General features: G+C 75.3%; 14 protein-coding genes and 2 tRNA genes. 10 read left to right on the top strand and 6 right to left on the bottom strand.

Annotated elements, in window-relative coordinates; genetic code table 11:
- Positions 1 to 47: 47 nt before the first annotated feature.
- Both ACO4JP_RS14145 and ACO4JP_RS14140 read right to left on the bottom strand, forming a co-directional pair.
- Positions 48 to 740 carry an ABC transporter permease gene (locus ACO4JP_RS14145; protein ID WP_425954620.1) on the bottom strand — a complete coding sequence of 231 codons (693 nt, stop codon included), beginning with the start codon at positions 738 to 740 and terminating at the stop codon, positions 48 to 50.
- A complete protein-coding gene (locus tag ACO4JP_RS14140) occupies positions 737 to 1,396 on the bottom strand; it encodes an ABC transporter permease (protein WP_425954619.1) in 660 nt (219 codons plus the stop codon). The genes ACO4JP_RS14145 and ACO4JP_RS14140 overlap by 4 nt, the downstream gene beginning before the upstream one ends.
- Before the next feature lie 26 nt (positions 1,397 to 1,422).
- Between ACO4JP_RS14140 and ACO4JP_RS14135 the strand changes: the two genes are divergently transcribed.
- Positions 1,423 to 2,454 (top strand): ABC transporter ATP-binding protein, encoded by a 1,032-nt coding sequence (locus tag ACO4JP_RS14135; protein WP_425954618.1) that lies wholly within the window; start codon positions 1,423 to 1,425, stop codon positions 2,452 to 2,454.
- Positions 2,451 to 3,359: an ATP-grasp domain-containing protein gene (locus ACO4JP_RS14130; RefSeq protein ID WP_425954617.1), complete on the top strand. Its 909-nt coding sequence runs from the start codon at positions 2,451 to 2,453 to the stop codon at positions 3,357 to 3,359. Before ACO4JP_RS14135 ends, ACO4JP_RS14130 begins: the two co-directional genes overlap by 4 nt.
- Before the next feature lie 50 nt (positions 3,360 to 3,409).
- On the opposite strand, the gene ACO4JP_RS14125 is transcribed toward ACO4JP_RS14130, so the two are convergent.
- The 3 genes from ACO4JP_RS14125 to ACO4JP_RS14115 all read right to left on the bottom strand — a co-directional run bounded on the left by ACO4JP_RS14125 (position 3,410) and on the right by ACO4JP_RS14115 (position 4,500).
- Positions 3,410 to 3,485: transfer RNA gene (locus tag ACO4JP_RS14125), tRNA-His, on the bottom strand.
- Between the two features lie 66 nt (positions 3,486 to 3,551).
- A complete protein-coding gene (orn, locus tag ACO4JP_RS14120) occupies positions 3,552 to 4,190 on the bottom strand; it encodes an oligoribonuclease (protein ID WP_425954616.1) in 639 nt (212 codons plus the stop codon).
- A 94-nt stretch (positions 4,191 to 4,284) separates the two neighbouring features.
- Positions 4,285 to 4,500, bottom strand: a complete 216-nt coding sequence (locus tag ACO4JP_RS14115; protein ID WP_425954615.1) for a hypothetical protein — start codon at positions 4,498 to 4,500, stop codon at positions 4,285 to 4,287.
- Between the two features lie 187 nt (positions 4,501 to 4,687).
- On the opposite strand from ACO4JP_RS14115, the gene ACO4JP_RS14110 reads away from it, so the two are divergent.
- The 5 genes from ACO4JP_RS14110 to ettA all read left to right on the top strand — a co-directional run bounded on the left by ACO4JP_RS14110 (position 4,688) and on the right by ettA (position 10,497).
- A tRNA-Arg gene (locus ACO4JP_RS14110) sits at positions 4,688 to 4,760 on the top strand.
- An 85-nt stretch (positions 4,761 to 4,845) separates the two neighbouring features.
- Entirely contained in the window at positions 4,846 to 6,507 is a 1,662-nt protein-coding gene (locus ACO4JP_RS14105) for a GTPase (RefSeq protein WP_425954614.1), read from the top strand.
- Positions 6,504 to 8,075 (top strand): GTP-binding protein, encoded by a 1,572-nt coding sequence (locus ACO4JP_RS14100; protein WP_425954613.1) that lies wholly within the window; start codon positions 6,504 to 6,506, stop codon positions 8,073 to 8,075. The genes ACO4JP_RS14105 and ACO4JP_RS14100 overlap by 4 nt, the downstream gene beginning before the upstream one ends.
- Before the next feature lie 50 nt (positions 8,076 to 8,125).
- Positions 8,126 to 8,707, top strand: a complete 582-nt coding sequence (gene ssb, locus ACO4JP_RS14095) for a single-stranded DNA-binding protein (protein ID WP_425954612.1) — start codon at positions 8,126 to 8,128, stop codon at positions 8,705 to 8,707.
- 107 nt (positions 8,708 to 8,814) lie between these two features.
- Positions 8,815 to 10,497, top strand: coding sequence for an energy-dependent translational throttle protein EttA (gene ettA / locus ACO4JP_RS14090; RefSeq protein ID WP_425954611.1), 1,683 nt, complete (start codon positions 8,815 to 8,817; stop codon positions 10,495 to 10,497).
- On the opposite strand, the gene ACO4JP_RS14085 is transcribed toward ettA, so the two are convergent.
- On the bottom strand, positions 10,484 to 11,665 hold the full coding sequence (locus tag ACO4JP_RS14085; protein WP_425954610.1) for an MFS transporter: 1,182 nt from the start codon (positions 11,663 to 11,665) through the stop codon (positions 10,484 to 10,486). The genes ettA and ACO4JP_RS14085 overlap by 14 nt on opposite strands.
- Positions 11,666 to 11,772: 107 nt before the next feature.
- Between ACO4JP_RS14085 and ACO4JP_RS14080 the strand changes: the two genes are divergently transcribed.
- From ACO4JP_RS14080 to ACO4JP_RS14070, 3 genes are read left to right on the top strand one after another with little or no spacing between them, the layout of a single operon-like run.
- Positions 11,773 to 13,893 carry a dynamin family protein gene (locus ACO4JP_RS14080; protein ID WP_425954609.1) on the top strand — a complete coding sequence of 707 codons (2,121 nt, stop codon included), beginning with the start codon at positions 11,773 to 11,775 and terminating at the stop codon, positions 13,891 to 13,893.
- Positions 13,890 to 15,608: a GTPase gene (locus ACO4JP_RS14075; protein ID WP_425954608.1), complete on the top strand. Its 1,719-nt coding sequence runs from the start codon at positions 13,890 to 13,892 to the stop codon at positions 15,606 to 15,608. The genes ACO4JP_RS14080 and ACO4JP_RS14075 overlap by 4 nt, the downstream gene beginning before the upstream one ends.
- Before the next feature lie 54 nt (positions 15,609 to 15,662).
- The gene (locus ACO4JP_RS14070; RefSeq protein WP_425954607.1) at positions 15,663 to 16,160 is read left to right on the top strand and encodes an acyl-CoA thioesterase; all 498 of its coding nucleotides are present in this window, start codon (positions 15,663 to 15,665) and stop codon (positions 16,158 to 16,160) included.
- Positions 16,161 to 16,179 lie beyond the last annotated feature (19 nt).

The raw sequence follows: 16,179 nt of genomic DNA, 5'->3' as shown, positions 1-16,179 counted from the left end.
ATTCGATCGCACGCCACCGACAGCGGCAACCCTCACGACCTGAGGTCTCAGCGGCGGGCCGCCGCCAGTCGCAGGGGACGCGGCGTGGCGAGCCGCTGCGCCACCGCCAGCACGCCGTCGATCAGCAGGCACAAGGCCGCCACGAGCACCCCTCCGGCGAGGACCTGTCCGTAGCGCTGCGTGCCCATGCCGAACGCGATGATCTGCCCCAGCCCGCCCCCGCCCGCGAGCGCCGCGAGCGGGATGGTCGCCACCACCTGCACGACGGCGGTGCGCACGCCGGCCGCGACGAGCGGCACGGCGAGAGGTACCTCGACCTGCCAGAGCACGTGCGCGGGGGAGATGCCGAGGCCGCGCGCGGCGTCGCGCGCCGCGGGGTCGGCGCCGCGCACGCCGTCGTAGGAGCCGGCGAGCAGCACCGGCATCGCGAAGACGGCCGCCGCGATCACGGTCGCGGTGTTGCCGAACAGCCCGGCGGTGGCCAGCAGCAGGATGATCGCCAGGGTGGGCAGGGCGCGGGACGTGTTGGACAGCGCGACCACCGGCCCCGACCCGCGCCCGCTGTGACCGAGCCACGCGCCGAGGGGCAGCGCGACCGCGGCGGCGATCCCGACGGCCGCGGCGGTCATGAGCAGGTGCTCACCGAGGAGGTCGAGCACCCCGCCCGGCCTGGTCCAGACCAGCGGGTCGTTGAGGTACCGCAGGGCCTCCTCGACGACGTCGGCCGCGGGCGCGCTCATGCTGCCCTCCGCCGGGCCCACGGGGTGAGCGCCCGGCCGCCGGCCCACAGCGCGACGTCGAGCACGAGCGCGAGCAGCAGGCACGCGAGCGTCGCCGCGCTGATCTCGGCGCGGTAGAAGTTGTTGCGGAACCCCTCGAACATGAGCTGACCGAGGCCTCCGTAGCCGACGACGACGCCGACGGTCACGAGCGCGACCGTCGACACGGTCGCCAGTCGGAGCGCGGAGACGACGGCGGGCAGGGCCGCGGGCAGGCGCACGCGGGCGGTGACCTGCACCGGCGCGTAGCCGAGGCCGCGCGCGGCGTCGAGGATGGCCGGGTCCACGGACTGCAGCCCGGCGAGCGTCTGCCGCAGCAGCACCAGCAGCGCGTAGAGCACCAGGCCGATGAGCACGGGCGTGCGGCCGATGCCCAGGAGCGGGGCGAGGATCGAGAACAGGGCCAGCGAGGGCACGGTGTAGAGCACGGCGGCGGAGCCGACGAGCGCGCCGGCCACGCGCCGTCGTCGGACCACGAGGAGCGCCAGCGGCACCGCGATCACCGCGGCGATCGCCACGGCCTCGAGCGTCAGCAGCAGGTGCTGCCAGGTGCGGGTGGCGAGCAGGTCGGCGTTGTCGACCACCCACGTCCAGCTGAACCACGGGTTCCCGGGCATGGCGGGCAGGCTACCCGCCCTTTAGGTTGGACGCCGTGTCCGCACGCATCGAGCTCGACGACATCCGCAAGACCTACCCCGCCCGCGGCGGCGGGGGAGAGACCGTCGCCGTCGAGGGGCTGAGCCTGGTGGTCGAGCCGGGCGAGGTGCTCGCGCTCGTCGGACCCTCCGGCTGCGGCAAGTCCACGACGCTGCGCATGATCAACCGCCTGGTGGAGCCCACGGGCGGGCGGGTGCTGCTCGACGGCGTGGACACCGCCACGCTCGACCCCGTGCGGCTGCGCCGGGGCATCGGGTACGTGATCCAGGACGTCGGGCTGCTCCCGCACCGGACCGTCGCGGCGAACGTCGCCACCGTGCCGCGGCTGCTCGGCTGGGACCGGACCCGGACCCGGGAGCGCGTCGCCGCCGTGCTCGAGCTCGTCGGTCTCCCGGTGGGGACGTACGGGCGCCGCTACCCGCACGAGCTGTCGGGCGGCGAGCGCCAGCGCGTCGGCGTCGCCCGGGCGCTGGCCACCGACCCGCCGGTGCTGCTGCTCGACGAGCCGTTCGGCGCCGTCGACCCCGAGTTCCGCCGGCACCTGCAGACCGAGCTGGCGGGGATCCTCGCCGAGATCGGCTCCACGGTGGTGCTGGTCACGCACGACATCGACGAGGCCGTGCGGCTCGGCGACCGGGTCGCGGTGCTCGCCCGGGGCGGGCGCCTGGAGCAGGTCGCGGAGCCGCTCGCCGTGCTGGCGCACCCCGCGAGCGCGCGCGTGCGCGACTTCGTGGGCGACGGCGCCGCGCTGCGCATGCTCGCCCTCGCGCGGGTCGAGCGGGGCGACGTCGCCCACGGCGTCGCGGACGGGGCGCCCGCCCTCGCGCTCGGGGCGCCGCTGGTCGAGGCGTTCGGCGCGCTCGCCTCGCTCTCCGGCGGCGGCGCGACCGGCCCCGCGCGCGTCAACGTCACGGACGACGCCGGCGCCGTCGTCGGGACGCTCGACGCCGACAGCGTGCTCGCCGCGCTGCGCCGCGCCGCCGACGCCGTCGCGGCGCCGGTTAGGCTCGGCTCGTGACCACCAAGCGCGTTGCCCTCGCCACCTGCTCCGACCTGCCTGCACTGAGCGTGGACGACAAGCCGCTCGTCCCCGCGCTCGCGGACCGTGGCGTGACCGCGGAGCCTGCCGTCTGGGACGACCCGACGGTGGACTGGGACGCCTACGACCTCGTCGTCGTGCGCTCGACGTGGGACTACGCGCCGCGGCACGACGAGTTCCTGGCGTGGGCCGAGACGGTGCCGCGGCTGGAGAACCCGGCGCCCGTGCTGCGGTGGAACACCGACAAGTCGTACCTGCGGGCGCTCGAGGCGGCGTCGGTGCCGGTGATCCCGACGGTCTGGCTCGACCCGGCCCGCCACTTCTCCAAGCGTGCGGTGCACACCCGCATGCCGGCGTTCGGCGACTTCGTGGTGAAGCCGGTGGTCTCGGCGGGCGCCAAGGACACCGGCCGCTACATCCCGATCAGCGCGCAGTCCCGGTCGATGGCGATCAGCCACACGATGGAGCTGCTCGACTCCGGCCGCTGGGTCATGATCCAGCCGTACGTGACGTCCGTGGACTCCGCGGGCGAGACCTGCCTGACCTTCGTCGACGGTGTGTTCCAGCACGCCGCGCGGAAGCATGCGCTGCTCACGGGCCCGTCGCAGCCGACCAAGGGCCTGGGCCTGTACCTCGAGGAGAAGATGTCCGCCGTCGCGGCGACGCCGGAGCAGCTCAAGGTGGCGCAGAGGGCGCTCGAGGTGGCCGGGGCCGAGCTGGGGCTCGACGGCCCGCTGCTCTACGCGCGCGTTGACCTGGTGACCGGCGAGGAAGGCCCGCTCGTCATCGAGCTGGAGCTCACGGAGCCGAGCCTGTGGATGGCGCACAGCGGGCCGGTGCCGACGCTGACCCGCTTCGCGGACGCGATCGCCGCCCGCGCCTGACACCCCGGGGACGACGAAGGCCCCGCGCCATCGGTGCGGGGCCTTCGTGGTGGGGTGGCTAACCGGGCTCGAACCGGCGACCTCCTGGACCACAACCAGGCGCTCTACCAACTGAGCTATAGCCACCATGCCTCTTGGCTCGCGGTGCTTTCGCACCGGCCGACGGAAAGCATACCCGAGGTTGCGCGCCGGTCAGGACACCGCGGGCCGGCGGGTGACCGACGTCTCGCCGATCCGGGCGGCGACCGCGCGGGCCGTCGCCGAGTCGGGGCCGGGCTGCGGCACGAACAGGGCCTCGCGGTAGTAGCGCAGCTCGTCGATCGACTCGAGGATGTCGGCCAGGGCGCGGTGGCCGCCGTCCTTCTTCGGCGAGGCGAAGTAGACGCGCGGGTACCAGCGGCGGGCGAGCTCCTTGATGGAGCTGACGTCGACGATCCGGTAGTGCAGGTGGCCGACCAGCCCCGGCATGTCGCGGTCGAGGAACATCTTGTCGGTGCCCACGGAGTTGCCCGCGAGCGGCGCTTTGCCGGGCTCCGGAACCCAGGCGCGCACGTAGTCGAGCACCGTCTGCTCGGCCTCGGCGAGCGTCACGCCGCCGGCGAGCTCGTCGAGCAGCCCGGACTTCGTGTGCATCTCGCGGACGAAGTCGCCCATGCCCGCCAGTGCCTCGGCCGGGGGAGCGACCAGGACGTCGACGCCGTCGCCCAGCACGTTGAGCTCGGAGTCGGTGACGACGGCGGCGACCTCGATCAACGCGTCCGCGCGTGTGTCCAGGCCGGTCATCTCGCAGTCGATCCACACGATGCGGTCGGTGGGGTTGGCAACGCTCACGGGGATCAGCGTAAGGGTGCCGACAGGGAGAAGGCCCCGGCGCCCCGCTCGCCGTGACGTGCGGAGCGGGGTGCCGGGGCCCGGAGGTGGCGGTTCACAGGATCCGCCAGTTGGCGAGGAGCACGAGATGAGCGGTGCGATCCATCTGCTCCTCGCGGTCGAGGCGGTCGAGGCGGTCGTGCCGGCGGACGCGGGGCAGAAGGCTGCGGCGCCGGCTCACGAGCCTCCGGGCGTCGCTCCTGCGCTGCGCCCGGTCGAGGCGCTGCTGGAGCTCGGCCCGCGGTTGGTCGAGGGTCAGGTCGGGGTGCATGAGCGGAGTTCTTTCGTGACGTGGAGTGCGTGGGACGGGCCAGGTCCCCTCCTCCGCCGGCGGGTGCCGGCGGTGCGTCACCGCGGTGCGTCACCGAGTCTGGCAGCGCCGCCGCGCGCCGGGCGAGGCCTTTTCCCTGTCTGGCCCGGCACGACGTGCGCCGAGGGGTCGCTACCATGGCGCCGACGCCTCCGTAGCTCAATGGATAGAGCAACGGCCTTCTAATCCGTAGGTTGCAGGTTCGAGTCCTGCCGGAGGCACTGAAACGCCCAGCACACCGCCCGACGTCGCGCCGGACCGGCGCGCGCGGTTGGCGTGGCCCCTCCGACCCGCCAGGATGACGACGTGACACACGCTCTGGGACCGCGCGCCGGCCGCGCCGTCGCGGGCCGGCCTGACCCCGCGGTCGCGGACGAGCTCGGCCTCACCGTCTACGACGTGGCGCGCGACCTGCGCCGGGACATCGAGGGCGTGCGCCTCCCGCTGCCGATCGACGGGGCCTCCGCCGCCGAGGCCTCGCGCGGCCGTCTTGTCGCGCAGCTCGACGAGCACCTGCTGCCGCGCCTGCGCGAGCTCTCGTCGCCCGCGATCGTCGTCGTCGCCGGGTCCACCGGGGCCGGCAAGTCCACGCTGTACAACTCGCTGCTGGGCGAGGAGGTGTCGCTGGCCGGCGTGCTGCGCCCCACCACGCGCGAGCCGGTGCTGGCCTTCAACCCGGCTGACCGCGAGGTGATCCACGAGGGCCCCGCCACCGAGGCGTCCCGCGTCGTTTACCACGACGGCGTCCCGCGCGGCACCGCGCTGCTCGACGCGCCCGACCTCGACTCGTTCCTGGCCGACAACCGCACGACGGCCCAGCAGCTCCTCGAGGCCGCCGACCTGTGGCTGTTCGTCACCACCGCCTCCCGCTACGGCGACGCGCTCCCGTGGCAGGCGCTCTCCCGCGCCACCGAGCGCGGCGCGTCCGTCGCGATGGTGCTCAACCGGGTGCCTGCCGAGACGCTCACCACGATCCGCGGCGACCTCATGCTTCGCCTGCGCGAGCACGGCATGACGGACGTCCCGCTGTTCGTGGTGCCCGATGTCGGCCCCCACGAGGGCCTGCTCGAGCCGGAGACCGTGCAGCCCGTACGCCGCTGGCTGACGTTGCTCGCGGGCCCGGAACGCTCGCGCGCCGTCATCGTCCGCACGCTCAAGGGCGCGCTGGGCGCGCTGCCGGGGTGGGTCAACTCCCTCGCCGACGCCGTCGAGGCGCAGGGCCACGCCGCCGACACGGTCCGCACCGCCGTCGAGAAGGAGCGGCCCGCCGCCGAGAAGCTCGCACGGGACGGGGTCGCTGCCGGCGTCGTCGCCGGGGCCTCGGTGGAGGCGCGCTGGCGCGAGCTGTCGGGCAGCGCGAAGGTCGACCGCGTCAAGGTCAAGAACCAGGTGGTGCGGTCCACACGCCGCGCCGGCCGCAAGCGCGACGAGGCGCTCGCGGGCCTGCGCACCGACGTCGAGGCCGCCGCCGTGCGCACCCTCGTCGCCGCCGGAGGCCGCGTCGAGGAGCGGCTGCGGGCTGTGCTCACCGCGCCGGGCGCGCCGGCCGGCGGCTCCGCGGCCCTTCCCGACGCCGCGGCGCGCGTCGCCGCACGCGACGCGACCGTCAGCGAGTCCGTCGCCGCATGGTCCGCGCGTGCGGACGACGTCGTCGCCGCGTTCGAGGCCGGCGACGACGCCGAGCGTCTCGCCGGGGCCGTCAAGGCGTTCGGGTCGCGGGGTCTGGGCACGCTGCTGCTCGCGTCGGCCGCGGGGAGCGACGACGCCGAGCGGCTGCTCGCGCGGGTGCTCGGTGACGCGCACACCGAGGCCGTGACGGCGCTGCGCGACGACCTCGCCGCGCGCGCCTCGACCGTCGTCGACGGCGAGCTCGACGCGATCCTGACCGCGCTCGACTCCCCGAACCTCGCCGCCGACGCCGCCTCCGGGCTGCGGGTGCGGCTCGCCGAGCTGAGGAGGCTCACGTGACCGACGACACCACGCTGCGGGCGCGGACGGACGCCCTCGCGGAGGCGCTGTCGGTCGCCGGGCCGCGGCTCGACGCGACGACCGCCGCCCGCATCCAGCAGGCGGTGGACGGGGTGCACGAGCGGCTCGCGCTCGGCGTCGAGCACACGGTCGTGGCGCTCGCCGGCGGCACCGGGTCGGGAAAGTCCTCCCTGTTCAACAAGATCTCCCGGCTCACCTTCGCCGACGTCGGCATCAAGCGGCCGACGACGGCGCGCGTGACCGCGTGCTCGTGGGACAGAGGCGCGGAAGCGCTGCTCGACTGGATCGGCGTGGACCGCGAGCGCCGCATCGTGCAGGCGGGCGAGCTCGAGGCCGACGAGGAGCTGGACGGTCTGGTGCTGCTGGACCTGCCCGACCACGACTCGGTCGAGCCGGCGCACCGCGAGGTCGTGGATCGGATCCTGCCACTGGTGGATCTGCTCGTCTGGGTGGTGGACCCGCAGAAGTACGCGGACGACGCGCTGCACTCGGGCTACCTGCGCGAGTCGGTGGGCATGGAGGCGTCCATGCTGGTGCTGCTCAACCAGATCGACACGGTGCCTGCGGGGCGGCGCGACGAGCTGCGCACCGACCTGGACCGGCTGCTCGAGGACGACGGCCTGCGCGGCGTGCCGGTGATCGCGGTGTCCGCGCGCACGGGCGAGGGCGTGGCGCAGGTGCGCGAGCTGCTCGAGGAGGTGTGCGAGCGGCAGACGGTGGCGGCGGGGCGCGCTGCGGGCGAGCTCGACGGCGCGGCACGTCTGCTGCTGTCGCAGCTGCCGGCAGAGGTGCCGTGGCAGCTCGACCAGGCGGTGGCGCGCGAGCTGCCTGCGCTGGTCGAGGCGACCGGGCTGGACGCCGTCGCCGGGCAGGTAGGGGCGGCCGTGCGCAACGGGTACGGGATGCCGGAGTTCCCGCCGCCGGACCGCGACGCGGTGACACTGTCGCGGGCGCGCTGGCTGACGCGTGCGGGGGCGGCGCTGCCGTCCGGGTGGCAGCGGGCGCTGGGCGAGACGGCCCAGGGCGCCGACGTGCTGCGCACGGCCGTGTTCGAGGCGGTGCGGTCGGTGCGGCTCGACGTGAGCGGGCCCCGGTACGCGCGGGCGATGCGCCGGCTGGCGTGGGTGCTGGGCGGCACGGGCGTCGTCGTGGGCGTCCTGGCCGGGCTGGCGGCCGGTGGCGTGCTGGACCTGCTCGACCCGTGGCCGTGGGTGCTGTGGGTCGTGGCGGGCGTGCTCCTGCTCGCCGCCGTGGGCGTCGTGGCGGGCGTGGTGGTCGCGCGCAACCGGCTGGCGCACCGGCGTTCCGAGGGTGTGGCCCGTGAGGGTCGGGCGGCGCTCGAGCGGGTGCTCGCCGAGGGGCTGGGCGCGCCGACGCAGAAGCTGCTCGCGGAGCACCGGAAGGTACGCGAGCTGGCGCAGTCCGCGCGGGACGTCCCGGTCGCGCGACCGGAGCGCAACGGGGCGAGCGTGCACCCAGGGGCGGCGGAGCCGCTGTCGTCCACAGGTGCGGTCCCGGGGGCCGCGTCGCCGGCGACGCAGGCCTGATCCTCCTGGCAGCGGCCGGCGCCAGGCCGGCCCGCGAGCCAGGAGGACTGATGAGCGACGTCAACGTCACGGTGGTCGGCCACGTGGGCCAGGACCCCACGCTGTACACGGCCGAGAGCGGCACCCGCTGGACCTCGATCCGTGTGGCCAGCACGCGCAGGGTCCGCGACCCGCGCTCGGGCGAGTGGGGCGACGGCCCGACGATGTGGTTCACGGTGCGAGCGTTCGGCGACCGGGCGCTCAACCTCGTCGAGTCGGTGCGCCGCGGCACCCCCGTGGTGGTGACGGGGCGCCTCGCGTTCGAGGAGTACGAGGTCCGCAAGGAGGAGCGCGGCCCCGACGGCGCCCTGCAGGAGGTCAGCCAGGCGCGGCACGCGCTGGTCGTCGAGAACGCGTCGATCGCCGTCGACGTCGCGCGCGGGGTCGCGCGGTTCACGCGGACCGTGCACACCGACGTCGTGCCCGGCGGGGCGCCGGCGGGAGCGGAGCGCGGTGCGCCGGGCTTCGCGGAGCGCGGGTCGACGGGTGCCGACCCCTGGGACACGCCCGGGCTCGCGGCGGCGCCGAGCGGCGAGGCGGACGAGGACGAGGAGCCGGTCGAGGCGGACACACGCGAGACCGTCGGGGTGTGAGGGCCGTAGGCTGGGGGGTCGGCGGCCGCCCCTGCCGGCCCCCCAGCAAGCTGCCCTCCCCGGTGACCCGGGCAGTCCCGAGCGATCGAAACGGCGGAAACGAGCCAGTGGCTGAGTTCATCTACACCATGTACAAGGCGCGCAAGGCGCACGGCGACAAGGTCATCCTCGACGACGTGTCGCTGAACTTCCTGCCTGGCGCGAAGATCGGCGTCGTCGGCCCGAACGGCGCCGGCAAGTCGACGATCCTCAAGATCATGGCCGGCCTCGACACGCCGTCGAACGGTGAGGCGCGCCTCTCGCCGGGCTACACGGTGGGCATCCTGCAGCAGGAGCCGCCGCTGAACGAGGAGAAGACCGTCCTCGGCAACATCGAGGAGGCCGTTGCCGGCATCAAGGCGAAGGTCGACCGGTTCAACGAGATCTCCACGCTCATGGCCGAGCCCGACGCCGACTTCGACGCGCTGCTCACCGAGATGGGCGAGCTGCAGGAGGCCATCGACCACGCGGACGCATGGGAGCTGGACTCGCAGCTCGAGCAGGCGATGGACGCGCTGCGCTGCCCGCCGCCGGACGCCGACGTGAGCGTGCTCTCCGGTGGTGAGCGCCGCCGCGTCGCACTGTGCAAGCTGCTGCTCGAGAAGCCGGACCTGCTGCTGCTCGACGAGCCCACCAACCACCTGGACGCCGAGTCGGTGCTGTGGCTCGAGCAGCACCTGGCCACCTACCCGGGTGCCGTCCTGGCCGTCACGCACGACCGATACTTCCTCGACCACGTCGCGCAGTGGATCTGCGAGGTCGACCGGGGCCGCCTGTACCCGTACGAGGGCAACTACTCGACGTACCTGGAGAAGAAGGGGGAGCGCCTCCAGGTCCAGGGCAAGAAGGACGCCAAGCTCGCCAAGCGCCTCAAGGACGAGCTGGACTGGGTGCGTTCCAACGCCAAGGGCCGCCAGGCCAAGTCGAAGGCGCGTCTGGCCCGCTACGAGGAGATGGCGGCGGAGGCGGAGCGGACGCGGAAGCTCGACTTCGAGGAGATCCAGATCCCGGCCGGCCCGCGCCTGGGCAGCCTGGTCCTCCAGGCGTCCGACCTGCGCAAGGGCTTCGGCGACCGCATCCTCATCGACGGCCTGTCGTTCACGCTGCCGCGCAACGGCATCGTCGGCGTCATCGGCCCGAACGGCGTCGGCAAGACGACGCTCTTCAAGACGATCGTCGGCCTCGAGCCGCTCGACGGCGGCGACCTGAAGATCGGCGAGACCGTCTCGGTGTCGTACGTCGACCAGTCGCGCGGCGGCATCGACCCCAAGAAGACCCTGTGGGAGGTCGTCTCCGACGGGCTCGACTTCATGAAGGTCGGCAACGTCGAGATCCCGTCGCGCGCCTACGTGGCGTCGTTCGGGTTCAAGGGCCCGGACCAGCAGAAGCCGGCAGGCGTCCTCTCGGGCGGTGAGCGCAACCGCCTCAACCTGGCGCTTACGCTCAAGCAGGGCGGCAACCTGCTGCTGCTCGACGAGCCCACCAACGACCTCGACGTCGAGACCCTCGGCTCGCTGGAGAACGCGCTGCTCGAGTTCCCCGGCTGCGCCGTCGTCGTCTCCCACGACCGGTGGTTCCTCGACCGCGTGGCGACGCACATCCTGGCCTACGAGGGCACCGAGGAGAACCCGGCGAACTGGTACTGGTTCGAGGGCAACTTCGCGTCCTACGAGGAGAACAAGGTCTCGCGCCTGGGCGCTGACGCGGCGCGCCCGCACCGCGTGACGTACCGCAAGCTCACGCGCGACTGACCCGGCCCATCACGACCGTGCCGAGGGCGGCCGCCGCGACCAGCGCGGCGGCCGGCCCCGGTACGGCGCGCACGCCTGCGGCGTCGACCAGGAACGACGCCGCGAACGTGCCGGCCGCGGTGCCCAGGTTGAACGTCGCGCTCCCCGCCGCCGACGCGACGTCGGTGCCACCCGGCGCGAAGTGCAGCGTGAAGAACTGCACCGCCACGGTGAACGCCGGGAAGCACAGGCCGACGACGAGCAGCCCGGCGATCGCTACGGGCAGGCGCGCGCCGCCCACGACGAGCGTGAGCAGGGCGAGGGTGGTCAGCACGAGCGCACCGAGCTGCGTCCCGACCGGCCGTGAGTCCAGCACGCGGCCGGCGAACATCATCCCCGCCACCCCCGCGACGCCGACGCCGACCAGCACGGGGCTGAGCGCGCCGGGGGCCAGGTGGGCGACGTCGAGCAGGTACGGGGTGCTGTACGTGAACACGGACAGCGACCCGGCCACCACGAGGAACGTCACGCCGAGCAGCACCGTGAACGCGGCCCGGTTCGGCCGCGTCCCCCGGCCAGCCTCGTCCGCGTACGCGGGCCGGGCCGGGAGCAGCGCCCGCACCGCGACGGCGATGCCGAGGGCCAGCACGGCGACGGCGCCGAACGACACCCGCCAGCTCGTGTGCTGGGCCGCCCACAGCGCGAGCGGCAGGCCGGCGACGGGCGCGAGCGCCGTCCCGACGGCGACACGCGCCACGACGCGCCCCCGCTGTGACTGGTCGAACAGCGCGGTGGCGGCCGGGTAGGCGACGGCCCAGAACACCGAGTGGGCGAGAGCGGCGACCACGCGCGAGGTGAACAGCTCCCCGTAGCCGCTGGCGAGCGCCGAGGCCCCGTTCGCGACCGCCGCGAGGACGAGCGTGCCCACGAGGAGCTCGCGCCTGGGCACGCGGCGCGTCGCCCGCGCGAGGGGCACGGAGGCCACGACCACGACGGCGGCGTACCCGCTGACGAGCTGCCCGACCCGTCCGATCGAGGTGTGCAGCTCGGGCGCGATGACCGTGATCAGGCCGCCGGGCAGCAGCTCCACCAGCACGAAGCAGAACGTGGCCAGCGAGATCGCCGCGAGCGCCGCCCCGGCGCGCCGGGGGCTCGCAGTGGCGGTGGTGGCACGGGTCGTGGCCGTCATCGTTCCTCCGGGTGAGCGATGTTCCTGCCTCCCTGGACGACGGCCGGGCCGCAGGCTCATCGGCGTCGTGGCCTGCATGGGCGCGTGCCACGGGTGAGACTGTGCCCATGACCGAGCCCGACGCCGTCCCGCAGCCGCCCGCCGACGGGGCGACGCCGGGCCGCGAGGCGGTCGCCGCTGAGGGCGAGCCGGGCCCGGTCCCCGGCGTGCCGAGCCCCGCCGCGGGGGAGCTCGGGCCGGGTCAGGACGCGCCGAGCCTCGCCGAGGCGCTCACCACGCACCGCGAGGCCGCCGCGCTCGTGGACGCGCTCGACGCGCTGCGCGCCCGCCTCGGCGCGCTGCGGCTGCCCCTCGACACGCCCGGCGCCGCCGTCGCGCGCGCGGACCTCGCGGCCGCCGTCGGCCAGCTCGACGACTACCTGCTGCCGCGGCTGCGGGCCGAGAAGGCGCCGCTGCTGGTGGTGGTCGGCGGCTCCACGGGCGCCGGCAAGTCGACGCTGGTCAACTCGGTCCTCGGCGAGCACGTGACCGCCCCGGGCGTGCTGCGCCCGACGACGCGGGCCCCCGTGCTGGTGCACCACCCGCTCGACGCGCGCTGGTTCACCACCGACCGGGTGCTGCCGGGCCTGGCACGCGTGACCTCGACCGGGGACGTGTCCGCGTGGGGCGGCGGCGAGAGCGAGCGCCCGGTCCCGAGCCGCACGCTGCGGCTGGTCGCCTCCGACGCGATCCCGCACGGCCTGGCCCTGCTCGACGCCCCCGACGTCGACTCGGTCGAGACCGCCAACCGTGCGCTCGCCGCCGAGCTGCTCGCCGCGGCCGACCTGTGGCTCTTCGTCACCACCGCCTCCCGCTATGCCGACGCCGTCCCGTGGGAGCTGCTGCGCTCGGCGGCCGCGCGCCGCGCCCAGGTCGCGCTGGTGCTCGACCGCGTGGACAGAGGTTCCGAGGCCGTCGCCGACGACCTGCGCCGCATGACCCGCGAGCACGGGCTGGCCGACGCGCCGATCTTCGTCATCCCCGAGGCCGACCCCGCGGGCGCGGGCGCCCTCGACGAGGGGCTGCTGCCCGAGCACGCCGTCGCCGAGGTCTCCACGTGGCTCTCGGGCCTGGGCGGCGACCCCGAGGCCCGCCGCCGCGTCATCACCGCGACCCGCGACGGCGTCGTCGACGACCTGGTGCGCCGCGCGGTGCACCTCGCCGACGCGGCCGACGCCCAGGAGGCCGCCGACGCCCGGCTGCGCGACGCCGTCGAGCGCCACCACGCCGACGCGGTCCGTTCGGTCGAGCTCGCGACCTCGGACGGCGCGATCCTGCGCGGCGAGGTGCTGGCCCGGTGGCAGGACTTCGTCGGCACCAGTGAGTTCTTCCGGGCCGTCGAGAAGGGCGTCGGCAGGGTCCGCGACGCGATCGCCGGGTTCTTCCGCGGCCGCCCCGCCCAGGCGCCGCAGGTCGAGCAGGCCATCGCGAGCGGGCTCGAGTCCGTGGTGCTCGATGCAGCGGAGGCCGCCGCCGAGCGCACCTACGAGTCCTGGCATGGTGACGCCGCCGGGGCCGCCCTGCTCGAGGGGCTCGAGCTGAGCCGCACCTCCTCGGGCCTGCGCGCCGAGATCGGCGAGCAGGTGCGCGCCTGGCAGGGCGACGTGCTGGAGCTCGTCCGCGAGCAGGGCGCGGCCAAGCGCGGCACCGCCCGCGCGCTCTCGCTGGGCGTCAACGCGCTCGGCGTGAGCCTCATGGTCATCGTCTTCGCCTCGACCGCGGGGCTCACCGGCGCGGAGATCGGCATCGCGGGCGGCACCGCCGTCCTCGCGCAGAAGCTGCTCGAGGCGGTGTTCGGCGACGACGCCGTGCGGCGCCTCGCCGGCCAGGCCAAGCAGCGGCTGAGCGCGCGCGTGCAGGCGATCATGGTCGGGCAGGCCGCCCGGTACAGCGCGCAGCTCGACGCTCTCGGCACCTCGGACGCCGGCGGCGCTGCCCTGCGCGACACCGCCCGCCGCGTCGAGGGGGCAGCCCGCGACGAGCGGGCCACCCGCACGGCCGGCGAGGGCGACACCACCCGCCCGTGGACCGGCCGCCTGCTGCGCGGCGCCGGCACGGTGCGCCCGCCCGAGCGGCCGGACTCGTTCCCGGTGCCCGCCGTCCCCACGGGCGAGGACGCCGCGGCGGAGGAAGCCCTGGTGAAGCCCGGCCTCTGGGGCCGCCTGTTCGGCCGGCGGGGCGACGAATGAGCCGCATCGACCTGGCCGGGCGCACCGCCGCCCTGGACACCGCGATCCGCGAGGCCGCCGGCCGCCTCGACGGCCCGCTGCTCGACGACGCCCGCCGCGTCGTCGTGCGGGCGCGCGAACGGGGCGGGCTGTCGGCCGAGCACACCGTCGTGGCGCTCGCGGGTGCGACGGGCTCGGGCAAGTCGAGCGTGTTCAACGCCGTCGCCGGCGCGGACATCGCCACGCCCGGCGTGCACCGTCCGACGACGTCGCACGCCCTGGCTTCGGTGTGGGGTCCGGGAGCGGACCCGCTGCTGGACTGGCTCGACGTGCCCACCCGGCACCAGATGCCCGCCGGGCCCGTCCCGGAGGAGGAGCCGCCGCCGCGCACCGGGCCCACCCGGTCCGTCGCCGGCCTGTTCCGCCGCCACCGCACGCCCGCGGGCATCACGACCGGGCTCGTGCTGCTCGACCTGCCGGACCACGACTCCGTCGTCGTCGAGCACCGGGTGCGCGCCGAGCGGCTCGTGGAGCGCGCCGACCTGCTGGTGTGGGTCGTGGACCCGCAGAAGTACGCCGACGCCGCGCTGCACGAGCGCTACCTGCGCCCGCTCGCGGGGCGCTCCGACATCGTCGTCGTGGTGCTCAACCAGACCGACCGGCTGAGCCACGCCGACGCCGACGCCATGCGTGCCGACCTCGAGCGGCTCGTGGTCGCCGACGGGCTCACCGGCGCGCGCGTGCTCGCCGCGTCCGCGCGGACGGGGGAGGGCATCGACCAGCTCCGTGGCCTGCTCGCCGAGGCCGCGCAGCGGCGGGAGGCGGCGACCGCGCGCCTGGTGCTCGACGAGAAGGCCGCGGCGGAGCGCATCGTCGCCGCGAGCGGCCACGCGCCGTCGGCGCGGGCGGGGGAGAAGGCCAAGGCCGCCCTGGTCGCCGCGCTCGAGGACGCCGCGGGGGTCCCGACCGTGACCGAGGCCGTCCGGCGCTCGGCGACCAAGGACGCCCGGGCTGCGACCGGCTGGCCCCTCACGCGCTGGCTCGGGCGGCTGCGCCCCGACCCGCTGCGCCGGCTGGGCCTGAAACCCGACGCGCTGCGCATCCCCGACGACCGCCCCGACCTCGCCCGGACGTCGCTGCCGACAGCGCGGCCCAGCGTGCGCGCGACCGCGGCGTCGGCGGTGCGCGCTTACGTGGACCAGATGACCGCCGGGGCGCCCGACCCCTGGGTGCTCAGCGCGCGCCACCGCGCGCAGGAGGGCATCGACCGCCTGCCCGACGCCCTCGACCAGGCGGTGGCCGGCACGAAGCTCGAGGCCGGGCGCCGCCCGATCTGGTGGCGGGTGGTCGGCGTGCTGCAGTGGCTCGTGCTCGCAGCGGCGGCGGCCGGGCTGCTGTGGCTGGGCGTCGCGTTCCTCTTCGCGTACTTCCAGCTCCCCGAGCTGCCCACGCCGGTGCTCACCGTGGGCGGCGAGGCGTGGGGCGCCGACGGCCCGGGCGTCGACGTGCCATGGGGAACGGTGCTGGTCATCGGCGGCGTCGTGGCCGGGCTGCTGCTCGCGCTGGTCTCGCGCCTGTGCGCGGGCGTCGGAGCACGGCGGCGCGCGTCCCGTGCCCGGCGGCGGCTGCGCGAGTCGGTGGCGCGGGTCGCCGACGGGCTCGTGCGCGTGCCCGTGGGGGACGAGATGATCGCGCTCGCGCGGGCGCGGACGGCGGCGACGATCGCGGCGTCGTGAGCCGCCGGCGGCGTCAGGGGCGGACGCCGGAGTGCGCCGGGATAGCCTGCGCACGTGACCCGACTGCACGTGCCCGTCCACACCCGCTGGTCCGACCTCGACGCATACCAGCACGTCAACAACGTCGAGATGTTCCGGCTCCTGGAGGAGGCGCGCATCACGGCGTTCTGGCGGCACTCCGCGGACGAGGTCGGGGAGGACTGGCCCACCGCCATCCTCGAGACCGGCCCGCACGCCCCGAGCCACACCTTCGTGGCCGGCCAGCAGATCGAGTACCTGCGCCCGCTCGGGTTCACGCGCCGGCCGGTGCGCGTCGAGCTGTGGATCGGCACCATCGGCGGCGCCTCGCTGCAGGTCTGCTACGAGGTGCACGACGGCGCGGCGGGTGGTTTCCCGCGCACCGGCCCGGCGTCGGGCGCGGAGCCGTACGTGCGCGCGTCGACGACGATCGTCGTGGTGGACGCGGCGAGCGGCCGCCCGCGACGCATCACCGAAGGGGAGCGGGCGGCCTGGACGGAGTACCAGGAGGACCCGGTCACCTTCCGCCGCTGACCCGACGCTGACCCGGCGG

This window comes from Xylanimonas sp. McL0601 (genome assembly GCF_049852175.1).
GTDB lineage: Bacteria > Actinomycetota > Actinomycetes > Actinomycetales > Cellulomonadaceae > Xylanimonas.
The sequence above is the reverse complement of the archived record's forward strand: the minus strand, read 5'-3'. Positions and strand labels throughout refer to the sequence as shown.

What these genes read in the sequence shown, in the direction of transcription:
- ACO4JP_RS14145 (WP_425954620.1), bottom strand. Translation starts at nt 740, where the DNA reads ATGAGCGCGCCCGCGGCCGACGTCGTCGAGGAGGCCCTGCGGTACCTC.
- ACO4JP_RS14140 (WP_425954619.1), bottom strand. Translation starts at nt 1,396, where the DNA reads ATGCCCGGGAACCCGTGGTTCAGCTGGACGTGGGTGGTCGACAACGCC.
- ACO4JP_RS14115 (WP_425954615.1), bottom strand. Translation starts at nt 4,500, where the DNA reads ATGCACCCCGACCTGACCCTCGACCAACCGCGGGCCGAGCTCCAGCAG.
- ssb (WP_425954612.1), top strand. Translation starts at nt 8,126, where the DNA reads ATGAGCGACGTCAACGTCACGGTGGTCGGCCACGTGGGCCAGGACCCC.
- ACO4JP_RS14085 (WP_425954610.1), bottom strand. Translation starts at nt 11,665, where the DNA reads ATGACGGCCACGACCCGTGCCACCACCGCCACTGCGAGCCCCCGGCGC.
- ACO4JP_RS14080 (WP_425954609.1), top strand. Translation starts at nt 11,773, where the DNA reads ATGACCGAGCCCGACGCCGTCCCGCAGCCGCCCGCCGACGGGGCGACG.
- ACO4JP_RS14075 (WP_425954608.1), top strand. Translation starts at nt 13,890, where the DNA reads ATGAGCCGCATCGACCTGGCCGGGCGCACCGCCGCCCTGGACACCGCG.